The organism is Glutamicibacter sp. BW78 (assembly GCF_002332245.1).
Taxonomy (GTDB): Bacteria; Actinomycetota; Actinomycetes; order Actinomycetales; family Micrococcaceae; genus Arthrobacter_H; species Arthrobacter_H rhombi_A.
Genome location: NZ_NRGU01000020.1, coordinates 41,953 through 64,351 on the forward strand (window position 1 = coordinate 41,953; position 22,399 = coordinate 64,351).

The following is a 22,399-nucleotide window of genomic DNA, read 5'->3' on the forward strand; positions in this document are numbered from 1 at the left end:
GGCGGAGTGTTTTACCGACCGTACCATGGCAGTGGAAGGCAGGTGACCGCCGCTCCCGCCTCGACTCCCGCGGGCGGAACGACCATGACGACATCCGCTTGGGCCAAGCCACGCATCATGGCTGAGCCCGTGTGTTCCGAAGGCACCAGTTGCTGCCGATGGGCCGGGTCGCTCCACTGTGCCGGGAGGAGCCGATGGGAATGCCCAGCCCCCCGGACCGCCTCGCCGGTCCGCACTTCCACAGCGGACGACGGCGGTTGGCCGCTGGCCCCTTCCAGCAGTGGTTCCAGCAAGGTCACCACGGCCATCAGTGCCGCCAGCGGGTTCCCCGGCAGACCCACCAGCAGTCGTCCTTCGGGGAGGCTGCGCAGCAGGGCCGGATGCCCCGGGCGCATGGCCACCGAACCAACGATCGAGGTTCCCCCGAGCTCTTCGGCCACGGGACGCACATGATCCGCCGGCGACCTCCCGGTCCCGCCGGTACTGAGCACCACGTCGGCTTCCCGGGCAGAGGCAGAGTCGAGGGCGTCGAGGGTCGCGTGGGTGTCATCCCCGATCCGCAGGACATCCGCCAGGACCCCGCCGAGGGCCTCAATGCAGGCCGGGAGCACCGGCCCGAAGGTGTCCCTGACCTGGCCGGGGGCCGGAATGCCCGTGGTGACCACCTCGTCACCGGTGAGCAGCAGCCGGATCCGTACCGCCTGGCTGACCGGCAACCGGTCATGACCTCCGACGGCGGCCACGGCGATCCGACCCGGCGTCATCCGCGTGCCGGCACGCAACAGCAACTCGCCTTCGGCGGCCTCGCGACCTGCCGGACGAATATCCGCTCCCGGAGATGGTGCCTGCAAGGTGGTCAGTCTGCCGGTGCCAGCCTCCAACACGCTGGCTTCCTGCCGAATCACCGCCGTGGCCCCGGCAGGAACCGACTCTCCGGTCACGATGGCGCGCGCCCACCCGGATATGAGGGGCTGCGGTGTGCTGCCGGCGCCAGCATGAGGTCGGGGCAGACCGCCGTCGTTCGCGGAAGCCTGCGGAACCCCTTCCACCTGCCAGGGCCCCTCCCCCGCCACAACCCAACCGTCCATGGCAGAGGAGGCGTAGTGGGGCATGGTGTGCAGGGAGTGGATATCTTGGGCAAGGACGCGTCCGTTCACCCTGTCCAAGGGCACCAGGTCGGTGCCTCCCCTGCTGGCTGCTAGGGCACTACCGGCCGCATAGGCCAGGCGTCGGGCCTCCTGCCAGTCTGCTTCGGGCACTACTGCTCGGAGCCGCTGCGGCGCGCCAGTATTTCGTTGACCCGCTTGGCGGCCCCTTGCATGGCAACGGTGTCATTCGCCATGCCAGCACCAGCCGCCAGCCCGGCGGCAAACCCGGCGACATAGGTGGTCACGGGTGCCGCCGGACGGATGATCGAATGCGCGGCCACTCCGGCCATGCCGAGAATGGCATCGATGTCCACGGGGGTGTCCTGGATTTCGAGCCCCTTCAACAATTCGGCCACCCAGTCGTCCAGCTCGGGTATCTCGGACATCCGTACCTCCTGTAGCAGCGGGCTAACGCCCCCTGTCATGATCCGGCGGGCGGCTGATTCCTGCCCGGTCGGCATCTTCCCAGGTGTCCACATCGGTGTAGTTCACGCCGTCGAGGGACACCCTCACTATCTGCACCTTAGCAAGCAGGCGCATCATCGAGGAGTTGGCCAGACCCTGTCCGTGGCTCGTCGCGGATTCGACGGCCTGCAACAGGGCCTCGGTCTCCACGACACAGCTCAGCGGCTGTAGCCTCCCGTTCGCATCGACGGGGACCCAGGCCCTGCCGAAGTCGGCGTCGCCCAGGCCTTCGGCTTCGATTCCTTCGGTTTCGGGGGTGGGCTGGACCGATCCCGCCGCTGCCTGTTCGCCAGCATGGGCCACGATGCCCTCCACGACAGGTCCAGGATCGATCAGATCCGCGGCCAGAATCAGCGTCAGTGGCGCCCGCTCGACAGGTACCGGGAGATCTCCGTCCATCCCATCCCCCAAACTGCGCAAACCTGCGGCAACTGCGGCAGCCGGACCGGCGAAAGCCGGGTATTCGCGCGTAAGGGTGAGGATCTGCCCGGCCGAGGCACCCGCAGCATAGTCCGAGATCACGGGGTTCAGTTCCGTGGGGCCCACCACGGCGATGCGATTCGCGGCCGAAGAAGCCCGGAGAGCATGCTCCAATAAGGTGGACCCGCCGTGGGCCAAGAGTGGTTTATCGCGTCCGCCCAGCCGACTGCCCCGTCCTCCGGCAACGATAATGGCATCGAATTTCATGCTGCCGTCCCCGTCAGGAAGTCCGACCAGCCGGGGGCGGGGCGCTCCAGTTCGGTGATGAACCATTGGGGTCCGCGTGGCATCATGGGTTTTATTCTGAGCCTCCACCCCAGCTGGCGCAGTGTCTTGTCACCCTTGGTGCTGTTGCAGTCCAGGCAGCAGGCGATGAGGTTCTCCCAGGTGTTGGTGCCGCCGCGGGAGCGGGGCATGATGTGGTCAACGGTGGTGGCTGGCTTGCCGCAATAACCGCAGCTGCGGCCGTCCCGGCGCAAAACCCCGCGACGGCTGACGTTGGCCGCCTCGCGGTAAGGGACTTTCACGTAGCGGTTGAGCAGGATCACCGACGGTCTACCCACGACCGTGCGTGGGGTGACCACTGGATTGCTATCCTCGGCCAAGACGCTGGCCTTGCCCGTGAGCACAAGGAGTAGCGCCCGGCGGAAGGTCACCACCGCCAGTGGTTCATATCCTGCATTCAATACCAGGGTTCGCATCTGCGTTCCTCGTCGTGGTGTCCACCCGTGGTCAGCGAGCCACATCCGTTGACCGCGGTTCTCGTGCAAGGTCCATCGGGCACCAGCCTAAGCCCGTCACCCCCGCCCTGTAGAGCAACCAGCCGGGCCAGCCCGCGTGTCACGGCTTCTCGCCGTCGAATTCACACCGGTCTCACCTGCGGTTCATGCCCTGGATCTGCGTCCGTCGCTCCAGCATCCTGCGGCTTAAAAAGTAAAGCTCCCACCCTTTCGGGTGAGAGCTTTACTAGATGCTAAGTCTATTAGCCAACGTAGGTGTAGTAGCCCATGAGCGGGCCGTACGGGCTGTCGGCCGGACGCTCGACGGTGCCGACCTTCGGGTTCTGGGCACCGACGATCTTGCCGCCGCCAATGTAGATTCCCACGTGGCTTCCGCCGTTCTGGTAGACGAGATCGCCGGGCTTCGGGTTCGAAGTCTTGGCGAACTTGCCACTGGTGCGGATAGCCGTCGTGTTGTGGGGAAGGCTGATGCCGGCCTTGCCGTAGATGTACTGCACGAAACCGGAGCAATCCCAGCCACCCGGGCTCGTACCGCCCCAGACGTAGGGTGCGCCCTTGTAGCTTGCTGCCATGGCGGCGATGCTGGAGTTTCCGGTACTCGCGACCGTCTTGGTTTCCGCCTTCTTCGGCGTGGAGGCAGTGGTCGTGGTGTTCGACGTGTTGCCGCTGCGGCTCTCGCGGGTCATGGCGGCGCCATCGGCACCATCGTTCGAGCTAGAGCTCGACGAGTTGCTCGCGGTGGCGGTCTGGCGGTTGGCGGCAGCTTCGCGACGATCGGCGGCAGCTTCCTGAGCGGCCTCCTGGCGTTCAGCAGCGGCCTGCTCAGCGGCTTCCCGACGCTCGGCGGCGGCCTTGTCAGCGGCTTCCTGCTCGGCCTTCTGGGCCGCACGGAAGTCGGCACCGTCGGTGGCGGACTTGACGCCGGAGACCGACATGCTCTTTTCAGCCTTTTTGGCTTCAGTCTTGGCGAGCTTGACCTTGACCGTGGCGGGGGCCTGCACGGAGGTCGTCTTGGCTGCGAGGTCAGCCTGCAGGACGTCGGAGGCCGGCGCCTTATCTGCTTCGCGGGTGGCCGGGGTGGCCTGGGCGGGAACGCCGATGGACAGGACGAGGCCTGATGCCGCGGCGATCACGGCGGCCTGACGGCCAACGGAACCTGCGTTGGAGGATACAGCCTTGGAGATCGACTCCAACGGGTTGGTACGAACGGGGGTGGCGCGGTGACGGCCAAGTGCGTGACGCGTGGTCATGTATTGATTACCTCTCCCAATGCCTGCGAGGTGAGCTGTCGGATTCGAGTGGGAGTCACTCGGTGCCTGGCCCGATAACCGGACCGTGACACTTAACCCCAAGGATCCTAATGGACCCGAAATGTGGTTCCCCCGCTACTGCCAAGCGATTTTTGCGAACGGACCTCGGGCAGTGGCAGTATTCGGCAATCTGCTCGAGTGCGCCTGACCCCTATGCGGTCTGGCACGTCGACTACATTATATGAAGTGCTTCTAAAAGTCACGTTCAGGTCACGAAATGGTTATTTCCCGGTCACGAGCCGCGACTTTTCGGGGCTAAAGCCACCCTGCCGGGTCAACCGGCGTGCCATTAACGAGGACTTCAAGATGCACATGGCAGCCGGTTGAGTTGCCGGTGGTCCCGCTCAGGGATACCACCTGGCCGCGCTTGACCTTCTGCCCGACGGTGACCTTGAGGCTGCTGTTGTGGTTATAGGTGGTCTCCAGGCCGTTGCCATGGTCGACCCGCACGCGATTGCCCGAGTGCCCGGCCCAGCCGGCCTGTACTACGGTGCCCGAGGCCGAGGCCTTAACCGGGGTTCCGCAGCCCACTCCGTAGTCCTGCCCGATATGGACCTGGGCGCCCGCGCCGGTCGGGTTCGACCGTGCGCCGAAAGGCGAGGTGATCCGAACGTGATCTACCGGCTGAGCGAGAACTCCCCGCGTATTGATCCGACTGGCATCGCCGCCGGAGGCGGACATGAGGTAATCGAGCTGATCATCCTTGCTGAAGCTGCTGGAGACCGAGGCGCGGACGATAGCGAAATCATCGGAGGCAGGTACGTCAACGTCGGCAACGCTGGCACTGGCCTGGTGGGCGACACGCTCCTCAGGTCCGGCCGGCTGGTCACCGCCATCTAGGGCTGGATAGGCGGCAGCCAGGGCCAATCCGGAGACCGCCGCCACCGCGGCAAACCGGTGGCTCCACGCCAGCACGGGACGACGGCGGGAAGGCGCGTGGCTCTCGGCACCAACGGCTCTCACGCCAATGGGTAGGCCGATCACGGAGGAGTCGAACGATTCCCCGGCATTCTCCGCTACGGAGGAAGGCTGTTGGGTGCCCGCCGGCTCGGTCAGTAGCGGGACAACGTCGGCAAGGGCAGCTGATGGCTCAGGGGCAGCTGGGGCGATATCCCCGCGAACCGACGTCGCTGTCGCGGCGTAGCGCATGGTGGACGCGAACCGCCGCGGCACATACGTGCCGTGAACGGCGTCCGGCGCTTCGGCTCCGACTAGCGGTGCCGGGGCGGCACGGCGCCCGGAACGTTTTTGCTCTGTCAAACGAGAGACCTCTCATGGCGCCTGCGGAGTTAGCTGTCGGGTTCGGACCGGTCAGATCCGGTCGCAGGCCAAGCTGCGACTTCACCCCAAGACGGCCGCGTGCCAAGGAAGCAAGGCAGCTGGCCGTCGGTGTTTGGGTTCTCCACCCCTGCCTGTCATTTGGGCGAACGGACCCGTTCCGCAGGCAGGGCTCAGCGATCGGAACGAGTGGGCGAGGACGAATCCCCATCCGTTATCCACGCTACCCGAATCGGATACGAAGTAACAGTTCCGTTATATCTATATCGACTATACCGATTCCCGTGCCACGAAAACGTGGGCGCTAACCTCTACCGGAAGCTCCAATGCGCCTTCGATTCCCTCGACGCGGACGAGAACATAGTCCCCGGCACGCTCCAGGGTCACTTGTGCCCCGGGGCGGATGCCGCCTTCGTTGAGTTGGGCGAGGAGTTCTGGATCCACCTGGATCGCCTCGGCCAGCCGTTCTACGGCTACGGGCCCGGTGTTTTCGTCCAATAAGGCGGAGTCCAGGTTCTGGACACCCAGGGAGAATTCGTGGGCCGCGGGGCCTCCCAGCGTTTCCAAGCCGGGAATGGGGTTGCCGTAGGGAGAGTCGGTGGGTTTGCCCAGCAGGTCATAGAGGCGTTTTTCGACCCGCTCGCTCATCACGTGCTCCCACCGACAGGCTTCATCGTGGACGTATTCCCAATCCAGCCCGATCACGTCGGCGAGCAACCGCTCGGCCAGCCGGTGCTTACGCATCACGGAGGTTGCGCGCTCTCGACCGGTGACCGTGAGTTCGAGATGGCGGTCTTGGTTGACGATCACCAGACCGTCACGTTCCATCCGGGCAATCGTCTGCGAAACCGTCGGACCTGAATGGTCTAGGCGCTCGGCAATGCGCGCGCGCAAGGCCGTAATTTCCTCTTCCTCGAGTTCCAGAATGGTCCTCAAGTACATTTCCGTGGTGTCGATCAGATCTGTCACTGCGTGGCACTCCTGTATGGCGGGGCGGTCAAGGGGGAACCCGTGTTTGCAACTCTACCTTCGTTAACAATGTCACCTGCTTTCGGCATTCCACCAACTGTTGCGCCACCATTGATGCGGGATATTTTCTGATCCCACCGAAGTCCACTACGACTGATTTCGCCGATGGTAGGAGCACCACTTGACCGATTCGCTGAGCATCCCCTCATCCCTCCTGCCGGCAGATGGCCGCTTCGGCGCCGGGCCCTCCAAGGTTCGCCCCGGGCAGTTGGAGGCACTGGCAGCAGCCAATCCGGGGATCCTCGGGACCTCACACCGTCAGGCTCCGGTCAAGAACCTGGTCGGCAGCATCCGCGAGGGGCTGTCCACGTTCTTCAACGCGCCCGAAGGTTACGAAGTCATTCTTGGTGTCGGCGGATCAACTGCTTTCTGGGACGTCGCATCCTTCGGCCTGGTCGAGCAGAAGGCTCAGCACCTCTCCTTCGGTGAGTTCGGCTCGAAGTTCGCCAAGGCCACGGACAAGGCTCCCTTCCTCCAGGAGTCCTCAATTATTTCTTCTGCGCCCGGCACTCGTCCTGCCCCACGCGCGGAGGCCGACGTCGACGTTTACGCCTGGCCCCAGAACGAAACATCTACCGGGGTCGCGGCACCGGTGCAGCGTGTTGAAGGCGCCGACGACGGCGCCCTGCTACTGATTGATGCGACCTCCGCAGCCGGAGGGCTGGCGGTAGACGTGGCAGAAACCGATGTCTATTATTTCGCCCCTCAGAAGAATTTCGCGTCCGACGGCGGCCTGTGGCTGGGCTTGTTCTCTCCGGCCGCCCTGGATCGCGCGGAACGAGTGGGTTCCGGTGGCCGCTGGATCCCCGATTTTCTCGATCTGCGCACGGCCATCGACAATTCGTTGAAGAACCAGACCTATAACACCCCGGCGCTGGGAACCCTGGTGACCCTGAACGACCAGGTCTCCTGGCTCAACGAACAGGGTGGGCTCGATTGGGCGGCGGCCCGCACTGCCGATTCCGCCGGGCGGGTGTACTCCTGGGCCGAGGCATCTCCCGTTGCGGCGCCCTACGTCCTCAAGGCCGATGAGCGTTCCAACGTCATCACGACCATCGACTTCGATGATTCCGTCGACGCCTCCCGGGTGGCCTCCATCCTGCGCTCCAATGGCATCGTGGACACCGAGCCATACAGGAAGCTGGGCAGGAACCAACTGCGTATCGCTACGTTCGTGGCGATTGAACCGGACGATATCTCGGCCCTGACCGCCTGCATCGACTACGTCGTGGAGAACATGTAACGCTTACCGACGACGACGACGGGACCGCGAGCGTTGCGGGTTCCGGCCCGCTGACGGCTCGGCCTGTTCGTCCTGGTCGTTCTCCCCGTCCGCTTCAGAGGTGCCCTGTTCGGTCGGTGCGTCTGCCGTTTCGGCAGTCGCGCCGGTTCCGTTCCCCTCTACAGCGCTGACGGTTTCGCTGTCGGTCGGCGCTGCCTTCTGATCCGCTTCCTGGCCTCCGGGCTCCTTGTCCACGGCTTCAGCCGCCTCGGCGTCTCGTTGCGCTTGGAGTTCCTCCGGCAGCACACGATCCGCCCACGGGACCCATTCAGGGGCCACGATGGCTCCTTCGCCCGGCAGCAGCCCGGTCTCGCAAACCGTGGCAACCTTCCCGCGCGGCACCCGGGCCAAGGTCACATACCAATTCCAACCGGCATAACCGCGGAGCTTGGCGACAAACCGGTGAGTCAGCACACGGTCGTCATCGGCGGCCACCCCGAGGTGATCACCGACCGACCCCTGTTCGACGATCGCCAACAGCGCCGAACGGGCCAAGTCAGTTTCGGCACTCAGAACGGCGTCGACTTTTGGTGCCCGTGCCATGATCAGGCGTCCAAATCGTCGGCAACACGGCGAAGCACGGCAGCAACTTTGCCTGCCTGGCCTTTCTCGGGGTACCGCCCCTTGCGCAGGCCGTTGGAAACACTGTCCAAGACCTTGATGAGATCCTCGATGAGGATCGCGGTGTCTTCGGCGGGCTTCCGTTTGCCGCGGACCACCGAAGGAGCGGCCTCGACGACACGTGCCGTCAGCGCCTGCGCGCCCTTGCGTCCCTGGGCGATTCCGAACTCCATACGGGTTCCCGCACGGACCTCTTTGACCCCTTCGGGCAGCGCCGAGGCGTGCAAGTACACCTCCTGACCGTCATCGGTGACCAGGAACCCGAAACCCTTGGAGGCTTCAAACCACTTCACTTTGCCGAAAGGCACTTCGCTTACCTCGTTCTCACGTACCGGCGGCGCCCGGCCCATTGCCCGCGCCGCGTCTGGATTCCCGGCCGAACCTGCATCGACTGCGTCTACGCGCGGATACGATCCTGGCCGGGGAAGTCTATTCGTCTAGAGTACGGCATGCCCGCGGCCGTCAGGACTTTGTGCCCCGCCTCGACGCTGATATTTTGACCGGGTGAATACCCTTGATTCCCCCGCCACCGCGCAGCGCATCGTGACCGTGTTGGCCGCGGCAATCGCCTTGATCTCCATTCTAAGTTTGGCCTTCGTCCTCATCCAGTACGCCGCAGGGACCACACCGTTCACCCAGGTGATGGCCGTTGGCCTCTACGGCCTACCGGTCGCCTTCCTCTTGCTGATTACTCTCCTTCTGCTGCGCATCAGAACCAGACGCCGCCGCTAAGCCCGTCGCCTCCGCCAGCATCCTGGCATCACGACACACATCTGACGCACAGAAAACTCCCAGACTTTGCACGCACAATTGGTGTTATGACTGACAAACCTGCGGAAGCCAAGCTTCTCGTCGTCGACGATGAACCCAATATTCGTGAGCTGCTCTCCACGTCCCTGCGTTTCGCTGGCTTCGACGTCACCGCTGCAGCCAACGGTCGTGAGGCATTGGCAGCCGTCGAAAAGGAACTGCCAGACCTTGCTGTCCTGGACGTCATGCTCCCCGATATGGACGGGTTCACCATCACCCGCAAGCTCCGCGCAGCTGGACGCCACTTTCCCGTGCTCTTTTTGACCGCGCGCGACGGAACCGAAGATAAGGTCCAGGGGCTGACCGTCGGTGGGGACGACTACGTGACCAAACCCTTCAGCCTCGACGAAGTCGTGGCCAGGATTCGTGCCGTATTACGTCGGACCCAGCCACTCGATGAAGACGATGCGGTCATCCGCGTGGACGATCTGGAACTCGACGACGACGCCCACGAAGTTCGGCGCGCCGGCGAAGTGGTGGATTTGTCCCCCACCGAGTTCAAGTTGCTGCGCTATCTGATGATGAATCCCAACCGGGTACTCTCCAAGGCCCAGATCCTCGACCACGTCTGGGAATACGACTTCAACGGCGATGCCTCCATCGTGGAATCCTATATTTCCTATCTGCGCCGGAAGATCGATGCCCGGGAGGACTGGCCGGCCATGATCCAGACCAAGCGCGGGGTGGGCTACCTGCTGCGCTCCGCCGACCGGCGCTAGGTCCGGCCTCTGGTGCGTTCACTCCCCCGCCTCCTGCGGCAGGTATCCCTGAGATCCAAGCTCGTGGCCCTCATGGCCACGCTGATGATGTGCGGGGTGTTGGTCACGGCTCTAGCCGCGTCGGCATCGCTTCGGCTGACCCTGCAGGACCAGATGGATACCGACCTCAAGGACAACTCCATCGCGTTGGCCAACATCATGTGGTCCTCCTGGAAAGACCAGGAGCTGCCCAGTGAGGGAGCGACGCTGGAGTTCAACCGTTTCCGGGGAACTTTGCGGGATAATAGCGGTAAGGTGCGCTACGAACTTCCGCATCCGAAACACACCGATGCCCCCCAGGTTCCTCCGATGACCGTCGACGAAGTCCGGGAGCTGGAGTCCTCCACCATGGATGTCCCCGGCACGGAGGAGTCCTCCCGTGGTTGGCGTACCGGCGTCTACACATTACGCAACAACGACGGATACATCGTCGTCTCCCTGCCCTTGCAGTCGACCATGGGCACCGTGGATAAAGCCACGAAACTCGTGGTCACCAGTGGCACCCTGGTCACGCTGGTCATGTCGATGATCGCCTACGGCATCACCGGGCGTGCGTTGAGACCTCTGGTCCGGGTAGAACGGACTGCCGCAGCGATTGCTGCCGGGGACCTGTCTCGACGGGTGGAGGAATATCCACCCGAAACCGAGGTCGGGCGATTATCACGTTCCCTCAACGCCATGCTCGCGCATATCGAGCAGGCCTTCCGCGGGCGGGCTGCCTCGGAACGCAAGATGCGCCGTTTCATCCAGGATGCCTCCCATGAACTGCGGACCCCGTTGGTCACCATCCAGGGATACTCCGAGCTCTACCGGCACGGTGGGGTCAGCGGGGAGGAACAGGTTGGTACCGCCATGGGACGGATCGAAGGTGAAGCCAAGCGCATGGCCCAGCTCGTGGAAGATCTGCTGACCTTGGCCAGGCTCGACGAGCAACGCCCCCTGGAACGCCAGCCGGTGGACCTTCTGCTGTTGGGCTCCGACGCGGTCGAGGATGCCCGGGTCAACGCCCCAACACGTGAGGTCCGCCTCGTCGGTCTTGACGGACCGCAAGCTGCCAGCGCCCCGAGCAGCGGGGACGAGCTGCGGCTGCGTCAGGTCGTGGGGAACCTGATGACCAATGCGCTGCGCTACACCCCCGAAGGTTCGCCCCTTGAAGTGGCTGTCGGGGTGCTACCGGTGATCGATGGCCGCTCGGATGCCGTACTGGCGATTCGGGACCACGGCAACGGGATCTCCGATGAGGATGCCGCCCGGGTCTTCGAGCGGTTCTACCGGGCCGATAGCTCCCGGCAACGGGAAACCGGAGGGACCGGACTCGGGTTGGCAATCGTCGCAGCAATCGTTGCCCAGCATGATGGTTCAGTCCGGCTCACCGAGACCCCTGGTGGTGGCGCCACGATGTCCATCCACCTGCCACTGGTCCCCACCGACTCGTCCTCCACCGACGACGACGCGGGCTGATCCTTCCACCGTTCGTTGTAGCCCGACGACGGATCCGTTTGCAACCCCGCATGGTGGTGTTGGGGCACATCCGGTAGCCCCCGGCCACAAAGGTCGAGAAGGCGAGCGGGGAGTGACCATGAGTAGTTTTTCGGCCAACACAGCAGAAATGCGCGGAAGGGCCCAATCCGTCCAAGGAACCATCGAGCGCCTACGGGCCGAGGTGAACACCATGCAAGCCGGGCTGCGCGACCTCGAATCCTCCTGGCACGGGGCGGCATCCTCGAACTTCCAGGCCGTCGTGGCCGATTGGCGGGCCACCCAGATGAAGGTCGAAGAGTCCCTGACAGCCATTAATACCGCCCTCTCCCAAGCCTCGCAGCAGTATGACGACGCCGAAGCCGCGAACGCCAGGATGTTCACCTACTAAGCCGCCGGCGCTCCGGGACCACGCCCGTCGAGCCAATGACAGAACTCAGTGATTACTGCTGCACAATAGTCATCAGCCCCTCGTGGAAACGGAGATTTGGATGTCACGCACCGCCATCGTTGTCGGTTCGGGCCCCAACGGCCTGACCGCCGCGGCCTTGTTGGCCCGCCAAGGCGTCGAAGTGACGATCTATGAACAGGGCCCCCTCCCCGGCGGTGCAGCGCGTTCGGCCGAGATCCTCGGGGACGGTTTCATCACCGATCTGGGCGCTGCCGGCCACCCCTTCGGCGTGGGTAGTCCGGCTTTTCGCGAACTCGGCCTGACCGATCACGGCCTCGAATGGGTGCACCCCACCTTTCCCATGGCGCATCCTCTGCCCGGACGTGATGCGGCCCTACTGCAACAAGATGCCTCATTGACTGCTTCAACGCTGGGCACCGACCGGGACGTCTGGCGCAGATTGCACCGACCGGTGGTCGAGCACCCACACCGAACGCTGGAGAACATCACCGGTCCGCTGCTTCGTATGCCACCGCATCCGCTATCCATGGCGTCCTTCGGCGTGCGGGCCGCTTGGCCGGCCCATCTACTGGCCCGTCGTCTCTTCGAGACGGAGGAAGCAAAGGCGCTGTTCATCGGTTCCGCAGCCCATTCCATGCTGCCGCCGACCCATCCGTTCACGGCCGCTTTCGGGCTGGTCTTCGGAGGGCTCGGGCAGACTCTGGGATGGCCCGTGGCCCGGGGTGGAACCGGCAGGATCGTGGACGCACTGCTGGACGTCTTGGACCAGCGCGGGGCGAAGATCCACACCAATTCCCCGGTGACTGATTTGCGAGACCTTCCCCAGGCCGATGCCGTCCTGCTGGATCTCACTCCCCGCCAGATCCTGAAGCTCGAAGGGGCAGGGTTGGAGGACCGCTACCGCCATCATCTCGCAAAGTGGAAGTACGGTATGGGCGGCTACAAAGTCGACTACCTGCTTGATGGCCCCATCCCCTGGTCCGACCCGCGGACGGCCGATGCCGGAACCGTTCACGTGGGTGGAACGATGGAGGAGATCGCCGAAGCCGAATCGATGACCCATCGAGGGCGTCTGCCGCCCCGCCCTTTTGTCTTGCTCTGCCAGCAATCGAATGCCGATCCCAGCCGGACTCGGGACGGACGGCAGGTCGTCTGGGCCTATGCGCATGTCCCCAACGGGTGTACCGCCGATGCGGCGCCCCTGATCGATGCCCACATCGAACGGTTCGCCCCCGGATTCCAGGACCGCATTATCGGCCGGGTCGATTCCTCGCCGCAGGTGTTGGAGTCGTGGAACCCGAATCTCGTGGGAGGAGACATCGGGGGTGGATCGCTCAAGGGGATCCAACAAGTCCTGCGCCCGGCGCCGACCCTGCGGCCCTACAACACCGGGACACCGGGACTCTACATCTGCTCCTCCTCCACCCCGCCGGGCGGAGGCGTGCACGGAATGGCCGGATGGAACGCCGCACAGGCAGTACTGCGGGACTGGGAACGCCGGTAATCTGGGTCCATGGCCATCCTCATCGACCCCCCGCTGTGGCCGGCCCACGGTACGGTCTTCTCGCATCTGGTTTCCGATGTCTCGGTGGAAGAGCTCCATGCCTTTGCTGCGACAGCCGGGCTGAGTCGGCGCGCCTTCGACCGAGACCACTATGACGTCCCCCGTCGCCGTTTCGACTCCCTTGTCGCTGCCGGGGCTCTTCCGGTTCCAGCCACCGAACTGGCCCGGCGCCTAATCCGCTCCGGCGTGCGTATCCCCGCCCATCAACGCCCCGAGAAGCTCGAAGGAGTCCTCGCCGACGCCTGGGACCGGTTGCTCCCCGGGAACACGGGCATCGCCGCAGAACTGATGGCCCGCTGGTCAGAGCCTCACCGGCATTACCACGACCGGGCCCACCTGCTGGCCGTGCTGCGGGCCCTCGACCTGCTGCGTTCGAAAGGAGAGCCTCTCGGCTCCCATCCGCGCGCGCCCTGGCTGGCCGCCTGGTTCCACGACGCCGTCTATGCCGGGGTCGCAGGTCAGGACGAGGAGGAATCCGCGCGATTGGCGGAGCAGCTGCTTCCAGCCTCCGGCGTCCCGAACGCCGAGATAGACGAGGTGGCCCGGCTCGTGCGGGTGACCACCAGCCACCGTCCCGCGGAACATGACGCCGCCGGCCGGCTGCTCTGCGATGCCGATCTGGAGGTCCTCGCCCGTCCGGAGCCCGCCTATCGCCGTTATGTGGCCGCAGTGCGCCGCGACTACTCCATGGTGTCTGACGTCGATTTCGCTCGGGGCCGGTCAGCCGTTCTGCGCTCCCTGCTAGCCACCGAACCGCTCTTCGGCACCAGCAGCGGACGGTTTCTCTGGGAGGGGCCCGCCAGGTCCAACCTCCTCGCCGAGCTGGCAGAACTGCCGGTCGCATAGCAACCGCTCCCCTGGCTTAAACGCCGCCGGCGCGGCCCCTCGTTTCCGAGGTGACCGCGCCGGCGTCGTCGTGCAGGGGCTACAGGGCCCGGGAGGCTAGAAGCCGCCCATACCGCCCATGCCGCCCATGTCGTCTCCACCGGGCATCCCGGCGCCAGCCTTCTCGGGCTGATCGGCGACGACTGCCTCGGTGGTGAGGAACAGACCGGCGATGGAGGCTGCGTTCTCCAGGGCGGAGCGCGTGACCTTCACCGGGTCGTTGACGCCTGCTGCCAGCAGGTCCTCGTACACACCGGTTGCGGCGTTCAGGCCGTGGCCCGAGGGCAGGCCCTTGACCTTATCGGCGACGACGCCGGGCTCGTGGCCGGCGTTGAAGGCAATCTGCTTCAGCGGGGCTTCGATGGCAACCTTGACGATGTTCGCGCCAGTGGCCTCGTCGCCTTCCAGTGTCAGCTTCGCGAAGGCCTTCGCGCCAGCCTGAATCAGAGCCACGCCGCCGCCGGCGACGATGCCCTCTTCGACTGCTGCCTTGGCGTTACGCACGGCGTCTTCGATGCGGTGCTTGCGCTCGTTGAGCTCGACCTCGGTTGCGGCACCGGCCTTGATCACTGCAACGCCACCGGCCAGCTTGGCCAGACGTTCCTGCAGCTTCTCGCGGTCGTAATCCGAATCGGAGTTTTCGATTTCGGCACGGATCTGGTTGACCCGGCCCGAGATCTCCTCGGCGTCGCCGGCACCCTCAACGATGGTGGTCTCGTCCTTGGTGACAACGACCTTGCGGGCCTGTCCCAACTGGTCGAGCGTTGCGGTTTCGAGCTTCAGTCCGACTTCCTCGGCGATGACCTGGCCACCGGTGAGGATGGCGATATCGGCGAGCATGGCCTTGCGACGGTCACCGAAGCCCGGTGCCTTCACGGCAACGGACTTGAAGGTGCCCTTGAGCTTGTTGACCACGAGGGTGGCCAGGGCTTCGCCCTCGATGTCTTCGGCGATGATCAGCAGCGGCTTGCCGGACTGCATGACCTTCTCCAGGACGGCGACCATGTCCTTGACGGAGGAGATCTTGGAGTTGACGATCAGGATGTACGGATCCTCGAGGACCGTTTCCTGACGTTCTGCATCGGAGACGAAGTAGGCCGAGAGGTAGCCCTTATCGAAGCGCATGCCTTCGGTCAGTTCGAGGTCCAGCCCGAAGGTGTTGGACTCCTCGACCGTGACGACGCCTTCCTTGCCGACCTTGTCCAGGGCCTCAGCGATGAGTTCGCCGATCTGGGAATCACCAGCGGAGATCGACGCGGTGGCCGCGATCTGCTCCTTGGTTTCGATTTCCACTGCCGAGTCGAACAGTTCGCTGGTCACGGCCTCGACGGCCTTCTGGATCCCGCGCTTCAGCGAGAGCGGGTCGGCGCCGGCAGCAACGTTGCGCAGGCCTTCCTTGACCAGTGCCTGGGCCAGCACGGTAGCGGTGGTGGTGCCGTCGCCTGCGATGTCGTCGGTCTTCTTGGCGACCTCCTTGACCAGCTCGGCACCGATCTTCTCGTACGGCTCGTCCAGCTCGATTTCCTTGGCGATGGAGACGCCGTCGTTCGTGATGGTGGGTGCGCCCCACTTCTTCTCGAGAACAACGTTGCGCCCGCGCGGGCCGAGGGTCACCTTGACGGCGTCGGCCAGGGTGTTCAAACCCCGCTCGAGGCCGCGGCGTGCTTCCTCGTCAAATGCAATCATCTTGGCCATAGTGGCTAGTGGTCCTTTCGGGACAGTCTTGCGAATTCATGAACCAGTTGAAACGCCCGCGACGGACGGGTGGGGTGCTGCGTTATCTGAACGCCGCGCCCACACCCTCGCTGCAACTGATCCGGGGTTCACCCGCGGTATTCGCTGCCGGTAGGTTGTGACGAAATGGATCCGCCCCGCGCTTAGCAGTCGCAACACCTGAGTGCTAAATCAATTATTGGCACTCTCCACCCTCGAGTGCAAGCCATGAGGGCCGTTTTCGGGAAACTCTTCACGTCCGGCTTAACCCGAACGGCGCCACTGGGACCGTGGGGACCTAGAAATCGGCTCCGAGAACGACGGCGATGCGACCGGGAATCTGCGAGGTTTGGTACACCGTGCCGATCCCCATCGCGCCGGCGGCCTTCTCGGCAGTGGCTTTATCCTCGTCGGACTTGTAGTAGACGATCGAGCTGCTCACGCGTTTGGTCCAGTTCGCGGCGCTGAGATTGCTAAAGCCCGCGGCGCTGAGCTTGGCCTGGCCGGAGGCGGCCAAGCCCGTTCGGCGGGAGCCGTTGTAGACGCCGATCTTGGTGGAGGTATCCGGCGCGGCAGCGGCAGAGCTGGAGGAGGCTGCGGCAGCGGAACTGGAGGAAGCGGCAGCGGCCTTGGACTTCTTCGCCGCCTCGGAGGCTGCTGCCTCGGATTTCGCCGCAGCTGCAGACTCGGCGGCGGCAGAGGATTCAGCGGCTGCGGAATCATCCGCGGATTCCTCCGGCGCCTGACTTTCCGCTGCACCCTTCGTTGCCGAGGCCGGGGACTGGCTGGCCGAACTGGAACTGTTTGCCGGGGTGGCGACCGGCTGGCCGGTCAACTGCGGCAGGACGAAGTAGCTGAAGAGGCCAACGACCAGGGCCAAGATGCCGAAGGCGACGATCCAGCCCAATGGTGACCGGCGGGTAGCGGCGCCGGAAATGGTTTGCCGGTGAATTCCCTTACGGTCGGTGAATTCCGGGACCCTGTCGAACTCGTCGTTCGGGTGCTTCGTCATCGCAGTCCTTGGTTCCTTCGGTGCAGCGGCGGATGGTGCCGGAATCGGGCCTACGCCTCGCCCGCCAGCCGGCGCGCACTGCGGGCACGATGCCTCGTTGATCGAAGTCTACGCAATCTTTTGACAAGCATCGGATCATGCGCCAGCGCGGCGTCCGTGTCGATCAGTGCATTGAGCAGCTGGTAGTAGTTGGCCGCCGAAAGATCGAAAAGTTCGCGGATGGCCTGTTCCTTGGCACCGGCGTATTTCCACCATTGACGTTCGAGCGCCAGAATCTGCTGGTCGCGGACGTCCAGCGGGCTGTCCTCGTCGGGTTCGAACTCCAGTTCGCCCGCCTGTACTGCCATCGCCTGCCTCCTTGACCTGTCGCTCCTCCGACGATTCCTGCCGCCGGGCCTGGCCCGGACGCGAGTCGCCCACACCCATCCTAGTGGCGAATTACATCGATGTCATTTGCCGGTTGGTGCGTTCTGCCGGGCAGAATGGGCTCATGAAGACAGCTGTGGAGCAAACCCCCTGGCCCATGGCCCCCGACTGGGCCGAGGCCCTGGCTCCGGTGATGCCTCGGTTGCAAAAGATCGATACGGACCTTTCCGCTCGGCGTGCTGCCGGCGAGCAGGTGCTACCGGCCCCCGAACATCTGTTGCGAGCCTTCCACCTGCCGCTGGCGGACGTCAGGGTCCTCATCCTCGGTCAGGACCCCTACCCGACACCCGGGCACTCGATTGGGCTGGCCTTCGCCGTCGATGAGTCGGTGACCCCACTGCCCCGCAGCCTGAAAAACATCTTCACCGAATACTGCCAAGACACCGGCTACCCGTTTCCAGCTACCGGGAACCTGAGCGCTTGGGCCGAGCAGGGCGTCTTGCTGTTGAACCCGATCCTGTCGGTGGCCGCCGGGGACACCGGCTCACATCGGAAGCTGGGGTGGCAGGAATTTACGACCGCAGCCATCACCGCGCTGGTGGCACGCCCGACCCCGCTGGTGTCCATCCTGTGGGGACGGCAAGCCCAGGGCTTCGAACCACTGCTCGGTACGACGCCGGTGATCACCAGCGCCCATCCCTCGCCGTTGTCGGCACGGCGCGGCTTCTTCGGCTCGCGCCCGTTCACCCGGGCCAACGAACTGCTCACCGGTCAGGGCGCGGATCCCGTCGATTGGCGCTTACCTGCACCCACCGATGACCATCCGGATACCGGAGCCACGCTTCCGCTGTCCGGCTGATCGGCACCTCCGCTAGCGGCGGCGGATGCGTCGCCGTTCGTGGGTGATCCACCCCTTGGTGAAGGGGCGAGCGACGGTATCGCCGAGCACAACGCCGCCGGCGATGGCCACGATGATGGCGAAGGCGTTGAACATTTGGAGCAGCCCCACGGACATGTCTCCCGCATCGATCGTGATGCCATACATGGCTCGGAAAATCGTCAGTCCGGGCAGCAGGAAGGTCACTGCCGGGACGGCGACCACGAGCTGCGGGGCGGTCATCTTCATGGCCACCCAGCGACCGACTCCACCGACAACGATGGCCGCCACGGCCGGGGCCATCCGGTCCCCCACCCCAATTGCTTGTGCGAGCAAAAGTGCCAGATAACCGGTCAGGGCGACCCCGGCTGTGGGCAGCAGCAGACTGCGCGCTGTCTGCTCGAAGATGGATACGCAGAACACCGCGACCGCGACCAAGAACGCCAGGAACGCCGTCGGGTAGGAGATCTGGTCGATATTGGACACGTCCAACCGCCGCATCCCCAGCAACGTCCCGGTCACCAGTGCCGCGGTGATCCCGGCAATAATGGCCCCGTAGATCAGGAGGGATGAGAAGAAACGGCCAGCTGCGGTGACCGGGAATCCGTTAATCGCGTCCTGGACCGCCGAAACGAATCTCGACGAGGGCAACAACAACATGATCCCGCCGGCCACGACCACCGCCGGGGAGATCGGCGCGTTGACCGCCCAGAGAAGCATGGCGATGCCCGTGGTGACTGCTGAACCGAGCCCGATGGTGAAGAATTCGGGGACCCTCCAACTGCCCACGACGTTCATGATGCCGGTAATCAGGCAGAAGGAAATCAGCGCTACGAGCGCGCCGAACCAACTGCCTCCGATGAACATGACGAAGGCTGCGCAGAAACCACCGCCACCCATGGTGGCCATCCACCGGGGGTAGGGCTTGGGCTGTCGGAGGATCTCGCGTAATCGATCGGTGGCCTGAGTGCGGGTGACACCACCGGCAATGATCTCTGAGACCAGACCGTGCAGCAGGGCCAGCCCCCGGTAGTTGCCGGTCCAGGAACGCACCACGCGCAAGAGGGAGACCGGGTTCTGGTCTTGTGGGGCGTAGTTGATATGGATCGACTGGTTGGTGATCTCCACGTCGACATTGCTCAGACCCAACGATGCGGTGACAGCGATGACGCTGGTTTCCGCCTGCAGGGCACCGGCGCCGAAACGGAACATCGACTCCGCCATATCCAAGGCAAATTCCAGGGTCTGGCGGGCGTTGGCGTCGAATTCACCCGGCTGCTGGATCAGCGGGTTCGCATAGGGGCTACCCACCAGCCGGTCCACGATCGAGAACGCCTGGGTCGGCGGCGATTCGGTGTGCATCAGCTTCGAGAACGCACGTTTGGCCGCAGGGGTGGCCTTTCCGGCGGCCCGGGCGACGCTCGGCAACGGGTTCGGGGCATGGAACGGGGCCGGTGCCGGCCGCGGGGTGGTCTTGGGTGAGGCTTTCGCGGACGGGCCGGTGCGTGCCTCCGGCGCGACGACGTTGGATACTCTCGCGACGGCGGGGTCGATCGGAACCGAAGTAGTTGTCGGAGGTGCCGCCGGAGCCGGCTTGGGTCGTCGGGCCGCGGGGATCTTCCACGGTGCCGGTTTACGGGTGGAACCGGTCGATGGTGTCGGGCCCGAATACTCAGCGGTCTTGGCTGCCCCCTTTTTGGGGGCGCCCGGTGTTCGGCCTGGCCACCCTGGCTGGGTCTTCCGCGAGGGCTTGACCCGCTGCTCGGGGGACGTCGTCGCCGATGGTTCGGAAGCCTGTTTCGTTTCTTGGGCTGGTGCGGCAGTGGCGTCGGCCCGTTCGGGGGGTCCGGGTGAGGCCGTCGGGGCCGGCGGCGCGGCGATGGGGACCTCTGCGGTCCGTGGGGTGATGCCATCCCACACCGGCTCCGTCTTGGAACGGTCATCCGGGGAGCCCGGCAGGTCGACACTGCCGCTGGGCAGGACATGGTCGGTGCGAGGACGCGCTTGTTCGACGGCGTCTGAGGCCTCGGGCGTATACGCCAACGCCCCAGTGGGCTCCGTTTTGACCCAGTCGTCGTGATAGCCCGGTGCGGTGTCTTCGATTTCGGAAGCGGCCTCGTCGTCGTTCTCCGAGGAACGGTTTGCGCTTCTGGCCAATCTGCTGAAGAGCCCTGCCGGCTGTTTGATTTCCGACGTCGGAATGCGCGGCATCACCCCGGCCTTCGGGTTCGGATCCTGAGTGGGCGCCGTGATTTCGGAGGGCTCCGGCTTGTCGCGGTCGGACACGAACTCTCCTGTTCTGACGGGGTTTCCTGTAGGCAACTCTACAACCGGAGGCAAGGCCAAAAGAGCCGTGGACCGACCGATGTGTCCAACGTCAAAAGAGCGGCCGTGTGCAGGATCAACCGAGTGGATGTTCCAGCCTGCGACGGGGCCCCTAGCGTCGGAGACAACCCGATGAGAAGGCTTTTCAGGAAAGTACCCCCATGACGTCACGCGGAACCCGCAAGTCCCCGCAAGGCTCTTCCAACCTCGCGGCTTGGACATCGGCGAGGAGCGTAGTCCGACCTCCACGGTAGGGGGCCGAAACGGACTGGACCGTTCAGTTATCCCCGGCAGGTGGGGCCGGCCCTTCGCATGCACGCAACCCCGGATGGGAGCACAGCACCGAGCCGATTCGAACTTTCGAGATATATGGCTGTGACTAGGGGTTTCCAAGTTGTAACGATTCGTTGCGTGTGGCGTCAGCGTGCCAAAGCGTCAGTGCCTTCCCCCTAGACTCGCCATGAATCCAACTGTTGGGGGAACAGATGAAACATTTTTACTTCGTGGCGCCCACGCTCGTGGTGGCCATCGCACTCGCCGGTTGCAGTGTTTCCAGCAATGACATATCCGAATCAGCACCACAAGCCACGGAAACGAAGGCTTCGGGAGTCCCCCGCGCCTCACCATCGGTCATGCCTTCGCAGGACCCAACCGGCACAGGACAGCAATGGGTCGATGCCGTCATGCAGCAGTGGCTCGACTTTGAGGGCGCCCGCAGCATCCAAGGTTTCATATGGCCTTTCAACCTGGTGACCCGCTGGGAATCTACGGAACCCGGAGAGATCGTTCTGCACGTCGATGATTCGATTACCGGGAACGCCGAGGGGATCAGCGACTACTCGGCAACAAGTGAACTCGACTCCATCGCCGGTGTGATGATGCAGAGCGTCGCGGAAGAATTCCCCACGGTGGAGAACATCACAGCGGTCACCGAAGACGGGACCTTGTCAGTGGACTATGCCCGCGGGAAGTGGGAACGGAGCCAGCCTGTCAGCATGCGGGACTCCATGATGGCCGCGGATCCACGTCCCGAATCCCAGCTCAAGGGCCAGGCCTGGGCGGACGAAAAAATGAATCAATGGTTCGAACAACTTGGCGTCCAGGGGCCCGAAGGCCTGGTTTCATCGTTCCGACTGATCACGTCCTGGGAATCTTCCGAGAAGGGTGAACTCGTCATCCACCTCGACAAGTCATTCCCCTCCTCCTATGAAGTGGGTTCCGGAATGATGACTGTCGAAGAGGATCTGCAGGGCATTTCGGTGACCATCCTTGACAACCTTTATATGGATGCTCCCGAGCTGGAGCAGGTCACCGCGGTCGTCGATGGCAGTGGCCAGGCGAAGAGCGTCGACCGGGATGACAGCTGGTTCACAGCCAGCTGATCGCTAGTGTTCGCCCTCCAGAAGAGCCGCACCGATCCCCAAGTCCGTCTCAAGGGCGCGACAGCCGCCGTGGGCCGCCGGTTCCGTCGGGGTTCCGGGCGGCAAAAACCCCTCTTCCGATACCGGAGGAGGGGTGATGGTGGTTCTTACTGGATTCGAACCAGCGACCTTTCGCGTGTGAAGCGAACGCTCTAACCAACTGAGCTAAAGAACCGGGTGCCACGCCGCGATGGCGTACCTAGAAAGGGTACCGGAGGCGTGCCCCGCCACCAAATTCATCGAGTTCGCCGCGAAACCGGAGGCCGCCGCCCCTCACCTGCCTGAGGAGAGGGGCGCCGGCGTCGCCGGTATTTACTTCAGGTAGCTCGCGGCAACATAGCCCTTCTTGCCCTTATAGGTGACCTTCGCCCAGCTCTTGGCCGTCGAAGCCACCGCAACCTTCTCGTTCTTCGGGATCACCAAC

General features: G+C 64.3%; 22 protein-coding genes, 1 tRNA gene and 2 riboswitches. Of the genes, 9 read left to right on the forward strand and 14 right to left on the reverse strand.

Annotated features, from left to right (window positions below; all coding sequences use genetic code 11):
- Positions 1–11: 11 nt before the first annotated feature.
- The 7 genes from CIK75_RS03160 to CIK75_RS03190 all read right to left on the reverse strand — a co-directional run bounded on the left by CIK75_RS03160 (position 12) and on the right by CIK75_RS03190 (position 6,390).
- Positions 12–1,259, reverse strand: a complete 1,248-nt coding sequence (locus tag CIK75_RS03160) for a molybdopterin molybdotransferase MoeA (RefSeq protein WP_096223193.1) — start codon at positions 1,257–1,259, stop codon at positions 12–14.
- Positions 1,259–1,534, reverse strand: coding sequence for a DUF6457 domain-containing protein (locus CIK75_RS03165; protein ID WP_096223194.1), 276 nt, complete (start codon positions 1,532–1,534; stop codon positions 1,259–1,261). Before CIK75_RS03165 ends, CIK75_RS03160 begins: the two co-directional genes overlap by 1 nt.
- A gap of 22 nt (positions 1,535–1,556) precedes the next feature.
- Entirely contained in the window at positions 1,557–2,300 is a 744-nt protein-coding gene (locus tag CIK75_RS03170; RefSeq protein ID WP_158225880.1) for an NTP transferase domain-containing protein, read from the reverse strand.
- Positions 2,297–2,794 carry an HNH endonuclease gene (locus tag CIK75_RS03175; protein ID WP_086995855.1) on the reverse strand — a complete coding sequence of 166 codons (498 nt, stop codon included), beginning with the start codon at positions 2,792–2,794 and terminating at the stop codon, positions 2,297–2,299. The genes CIK75_RS03170 and CIK75_RS03175 overlap by 4 nt, the downstream gene beginning before the upstream one ends.
- Positions 2,795–3,075: 281 nt before the next feature.
- Entirely contained in the window at positions 3,076–4,083 is a 1,008-nt protein-coding gene (locus tag CIK75_RS03180; protein ID WP_096223196.1) for a C40 family peptidase, read from the reverse strand.
- A gap of 6 nt (positions 4,084–4,089) precedes the next feature.
- Positions 4,090–4,281, reverse strand: a riboswitch (cyclic di-AMP (ydaO/yuaA leader).
- 117 nt (positions 4,282–4,398) lie between these two features.
- A complete protein-coding gene (locus CIK75_RS03185; RefSeq protein ID WP_241895260.1) occupies positions 4,399–5,403 on the reverse strand; it encodes a M23 family metallopeptidase in 1,005 nt (334 codons plus the stop codon).
- A gap of 4 nt (positions 5,404–5,407) precedes the next feature.
- Positions 5,408–5,579: riboswitch (cyclic di-AMP (ydaO/yuaA leader) on the reverse strand.
- A 112-nt stretch (positions 5,580–5,691) separates the two neighbouring features.
- Positions 5,692–6,390, reverse strand: coding sequence for a metal-dependent transcriptional regulator (locus CIK75_RS03190; RefSeq protein ID WP_086995860.1), 699 nt, complete (start codon positions 6,388–6,390; stop codon positions 5,692–5,694).
- Between the two features lie 181 nt (positions 6,391–6,571).
- Between CIK75_RS03190 and serC the strand changes: the two genes are divergently transcribed.
- Entirely contained in the window at positions 6,572–7,693 is a 1,122-nt protein-coding gene (serC, locus tag CIK75_RS03195) for a phosphoserine transaminase (protein ID WP_096223197.1), read from the forward strand.
- A 3-nt stretch (positions 7,694–7,696) separates the two neighbouring features.
- On the opposite strand, the gene CIK75_RS03200 is transcribed toward serC, so the two are convergent.
- The gene (locus CIK75_RS03200; protein ID WP_086995866.1) at positions 7,697–8,275 is read right to left on the reverse strand and encodes a DUF3027 domain-containing protein; all 579 of its coding nucleotides are present in this window, start codon (positions 8,273–8,275) and stop codon (positions 7,697–7,699) included.
- A gap of 2 nt (positions 8,276–8,277) precedes the next feature.
- Positions 8,278–8,661 (reverse strand): cold shock domain-containing protein, encoded by a 384-nt coding sequence (locus tag CIK75_RS03205; RefSeq protein ID WP_086995869.1) that lies wholly within the window; start codon positions 8,659–8,661, stop codon positions 8,278–8,280.
- A gap of 196 nt (positions 8,662–8,857) precedes the next feature.
- Between CIK75_RS03205 and CIK75_RS03210 the strand changes: the two genes are divergently transcribed.
- The 6 genes from CIK75_RS03210 to CIK75_RS03235 all read left to right on the forward strand — a co-directional run bounded on the left by CIK75_RS03210 (position 8,858) and on the right by CIK75_RS03235 (position 14,222).
- Entirely contained in the window at positions 8,858–9,085 is a 228-nt protein-coding gene (locus CIK75_RS03210; protein WP_086995872.1) for a hypothetical protein, read from the forward strand.
- A gap of 86 nt (positions 9,086–9,171) precedes the next feature.
- Complete coding sequence (locus CIK75_RS03215) at positions 9,172–9,882, forward strand: response regulator transcription factor (protein ID WP_086995875.1); 711 nt, start codon at positions 9,172–9,174, stop codon at positions 9,880–9,882.
- 12 nt (positions 9,883–9,894) lie between these two features.
- Positions 9,895–11,382, forward strand: coding sequence for a HAMP domain-containing sensor histidine kinase (locus tag CIK75_RS03220; RefSeq protein WP_342744354.1), 1,488 nt, complete (start codon positions 9,895–9,897; stop codon positions 11,380–11,382).
- Between the two features lie 118 nt (positions 11,383–11,500).
- On the forward strand, positions 11,501–11,791 hold the full coding sequence (locus CIK75_RS03225) for a WXG100 family type VII secretion target (RefSeq protein WP_086995908.1): 291 nt from the start codon (positions 11,501–11,503) through the stop codon (positions 11,789–11,791).
- A 100-nt stretch (positions 11,792–11,891) separates the two neighbouring features.
- Complete coding sequence (locus CIK75_RS03230; protein WP_086995878.1) at positions 11,892–13,316, forward strand: NAD(P)/FAD-dependent oxidoreductase; 1,425 nt, start codon at positions 11,892–11,894, stop codon at positions 13,314–13,316.
- Between the two features lie 9 nt (positions 13,317–13,325).
- Complete coding sequence (locus tag CIK75_RS03235) at positions 13,326–14,222, forward strand: DUF4031 domain-containing protein (RefSeq protein WP_096223198.1); 897 nt, start codon at positions 13,326–13,328, stop codon at positions 14,220–14,222.
- 96 nt (positions 14,223–14,318) lie between these two features.
- Here CIK75_RS03235 and groL read toward each other — a convergent pair whose 3' ends face one another.
- The 3 genes from groL to CIK75_RS03250 all read right to left on the reverse strand — a co-directional run bounded on the left by groL (position 14,319) and on the right by CIK75_RS03250 (position 17,333).
- Positions 14,319–15,956 carry a chaperonin GroEL gene (gene groL, locus CIK75_RS03240; RefSeq protein WP_086995884.1) on the reverse strand — a complete coding sequence of 546 codons (1,638 nt, stop codon included), beginning with the start codon at positions 15,954–15,956 and terminating at the stop codon, positions 14,319–14,321.
- Between the two features lie 316 nt (positions 15,957–16,272).
- Positions 16,273–16,986, reverse strand: coding sequence for a LytR C-terminal domain-containing protein (locus CIK75_RS03245; protein ID WP_086995887.1), 714 nt, complete (start codon positions 16,984–16,986; stop codon positions 16,273–16,275).
- 50 nt (positions 16,987–17,036) lie between these two features.
- A complete protein-coding gene (locus tag CIK75_RS03250) occupies positions 17,037–17,333 on the reverse strand; it encodes a DUF3263 domain-containing protein (protein WP_086995890.1) in 297 nt (98 codons plus the stop codon).
- A 143-nt stretch (positions 17,334–17,476) separates the two neighbouring features.
- Here CIK75_RS03250 and CIK75_RS03255 point away from each other — a divergent pair, with 143 nt between their 5' ends.
- Positions 17,477–18,211, forward strand: coding sequence for a uracil-DNA glycosylase (locus CIK75_RS03255; protein WP_086995893.1), 735 nt, complete (start codon positions 17,477–17,479; stop codon positions 18,209–18,211).
- Positions 18,212–18,223: 12 nt separating this feature from the next.
- Here CIK75_RS03255 and CIK75_RS03260 read toward each other — a convergent pair whose 3' ends face one another.
- On the reverse strand, positions 18,224–20,515 hold the full coding sequence (locus CIK75_RS03260) for a threonine/serine exporter family protein (RefSeq protein WP_241895261.1): 2,292 nt from the start codon (positions 20,513–20,515) through the stop codon (positions 18,224–18,226).
- A 524-nt stretch (positions 20,516–21,039) separates the two neighbouring features.
- On the opposite strand from CIK75_RS03260, the gene CIK75_RS03265 reads away from it, so the two are divergent.
- Positions 21,040–21,936 carry a hypothetical protein gene (locus CIK75_RS03265; RefSeq protein ID WP_096223199.1) on the forward strand — a complete coding sequence of 299 codons (897 nt, stop codon included), beginning with the start codon at positions 21,040–21,042 and terminating at the stop codon, positions 21,934–21,936.
- Positions 21,937–22,073: 137 nt separating this feature from the next.
- On the opposite strand, the gene CIK75_RS03270 is transcribed toward CIK75_RS03265, so the two are convergent.
- A tRNA-Val gene (locus tag CIK75_RS03270) sits at positions 22,074–22,150 on the reverse strand.
- Positions 22,151–22,399 lie beyond the last annotated feature (249 nt).

Bases quoted from the DNA above. Each gene is read 5' to 3' on its own strand.
- CIK75_RS03180 (WP_096223196.1), bottom strand. From the start codon at position 4,083: ATGACCACGCGTCACGCACTTGGCCGTCACCGCGCCACCCCCGTTCGT.
- CIK75_RS03225 (WP_086995908.1), top strand. From the start codon at position 11,501: ATGAGTAGTTTTTCGGCCAACACAGCAGAAATGCGCGGAAGGGCCCAA.
- CIK75_RS03250 (WP_086995890.1), bottom strand. From the start codon at position 17,333: ATGGCAGTACAGGCGGGCGAACTGGAGTTCGAACCCGACGAGGACAGC.
- CIK75_RS03200 (WP_086995866.1), bottom strand. From the start codon at position 8,275: ATGGCACGGGCACCAAAAGTCGACGCCGTTCTGAGTGCCGAAACTGAC.
- CIK75_RS03215 (WP_086995875.1), top strand. From the start codon at position 9,172: ATGACTGACAAACCTGCGGAAGCCAAGCTTCTCGTCGTCGACGATGAA.
- CIK75_RS03235 (WP_096223198.1), top strand. From the start codon at position 13,326: ATGGCCATCCTCATCGACCCCCCGCTGTGGCCGGCCCACGGTACGGTC.
- CIK75_RS03245 (WP_086995887.1), bottom strand. From the start codon at position 16,986: ATGACGAAGCACCCGAACGACGAGTTCGACAGGGTCCCGGAATTCACC.
- CIK75_RS03165 (WP_096223194.1), bottom strand. From the start codon at position 1,534: ATGTCCGAGATACCCGAGCTGGACGACTGGGTGGCCGAATTGTTGAAG.
- CIK75_RS03255 (WP_086995893.1), top strand. From the start codon at position 17,477: ATGAAGACAGCTGTGGAGCAAACCCCCTGGCCCATGGCCCCCGACTGG.
- groL (WP_086995884.1), bottom strand. From the start codon at position 15,956: ATGGCCAAGATGATTGCATTTGACGAGGAAGCACGCCGCGGCCTCGAG.
- CIK75_RS03265 (WP_096223199.1), top strand. From the start codon at position 21,040: ATGAAACATTTTTACTTCGTGGCGCCCACGCTCGTGGTGGCCATCGCA.
- CIK75_RS03175 (WP_086995855.1), bottom strand. From the start codon at position 2,794: ATGCGAACCCTGGTATTGAATGCAGGATATGAACCACTGGCGGTGGTG.
- CIK75_RS03170 (WP_158225880.1), bottom strand. From the start codon at position 2,300: ATGAAATTCGATGCCATTATCGTTGCCGGAGGACGGGGCAGTCGGCTG.
- CIK75_RS03230 (WP_086995878.1), top strand. From the start codon at position 11,892: ATGTCACGCACCGCCATCGTTGTCGGTTCGGGCCCCAACGGCCTGACC.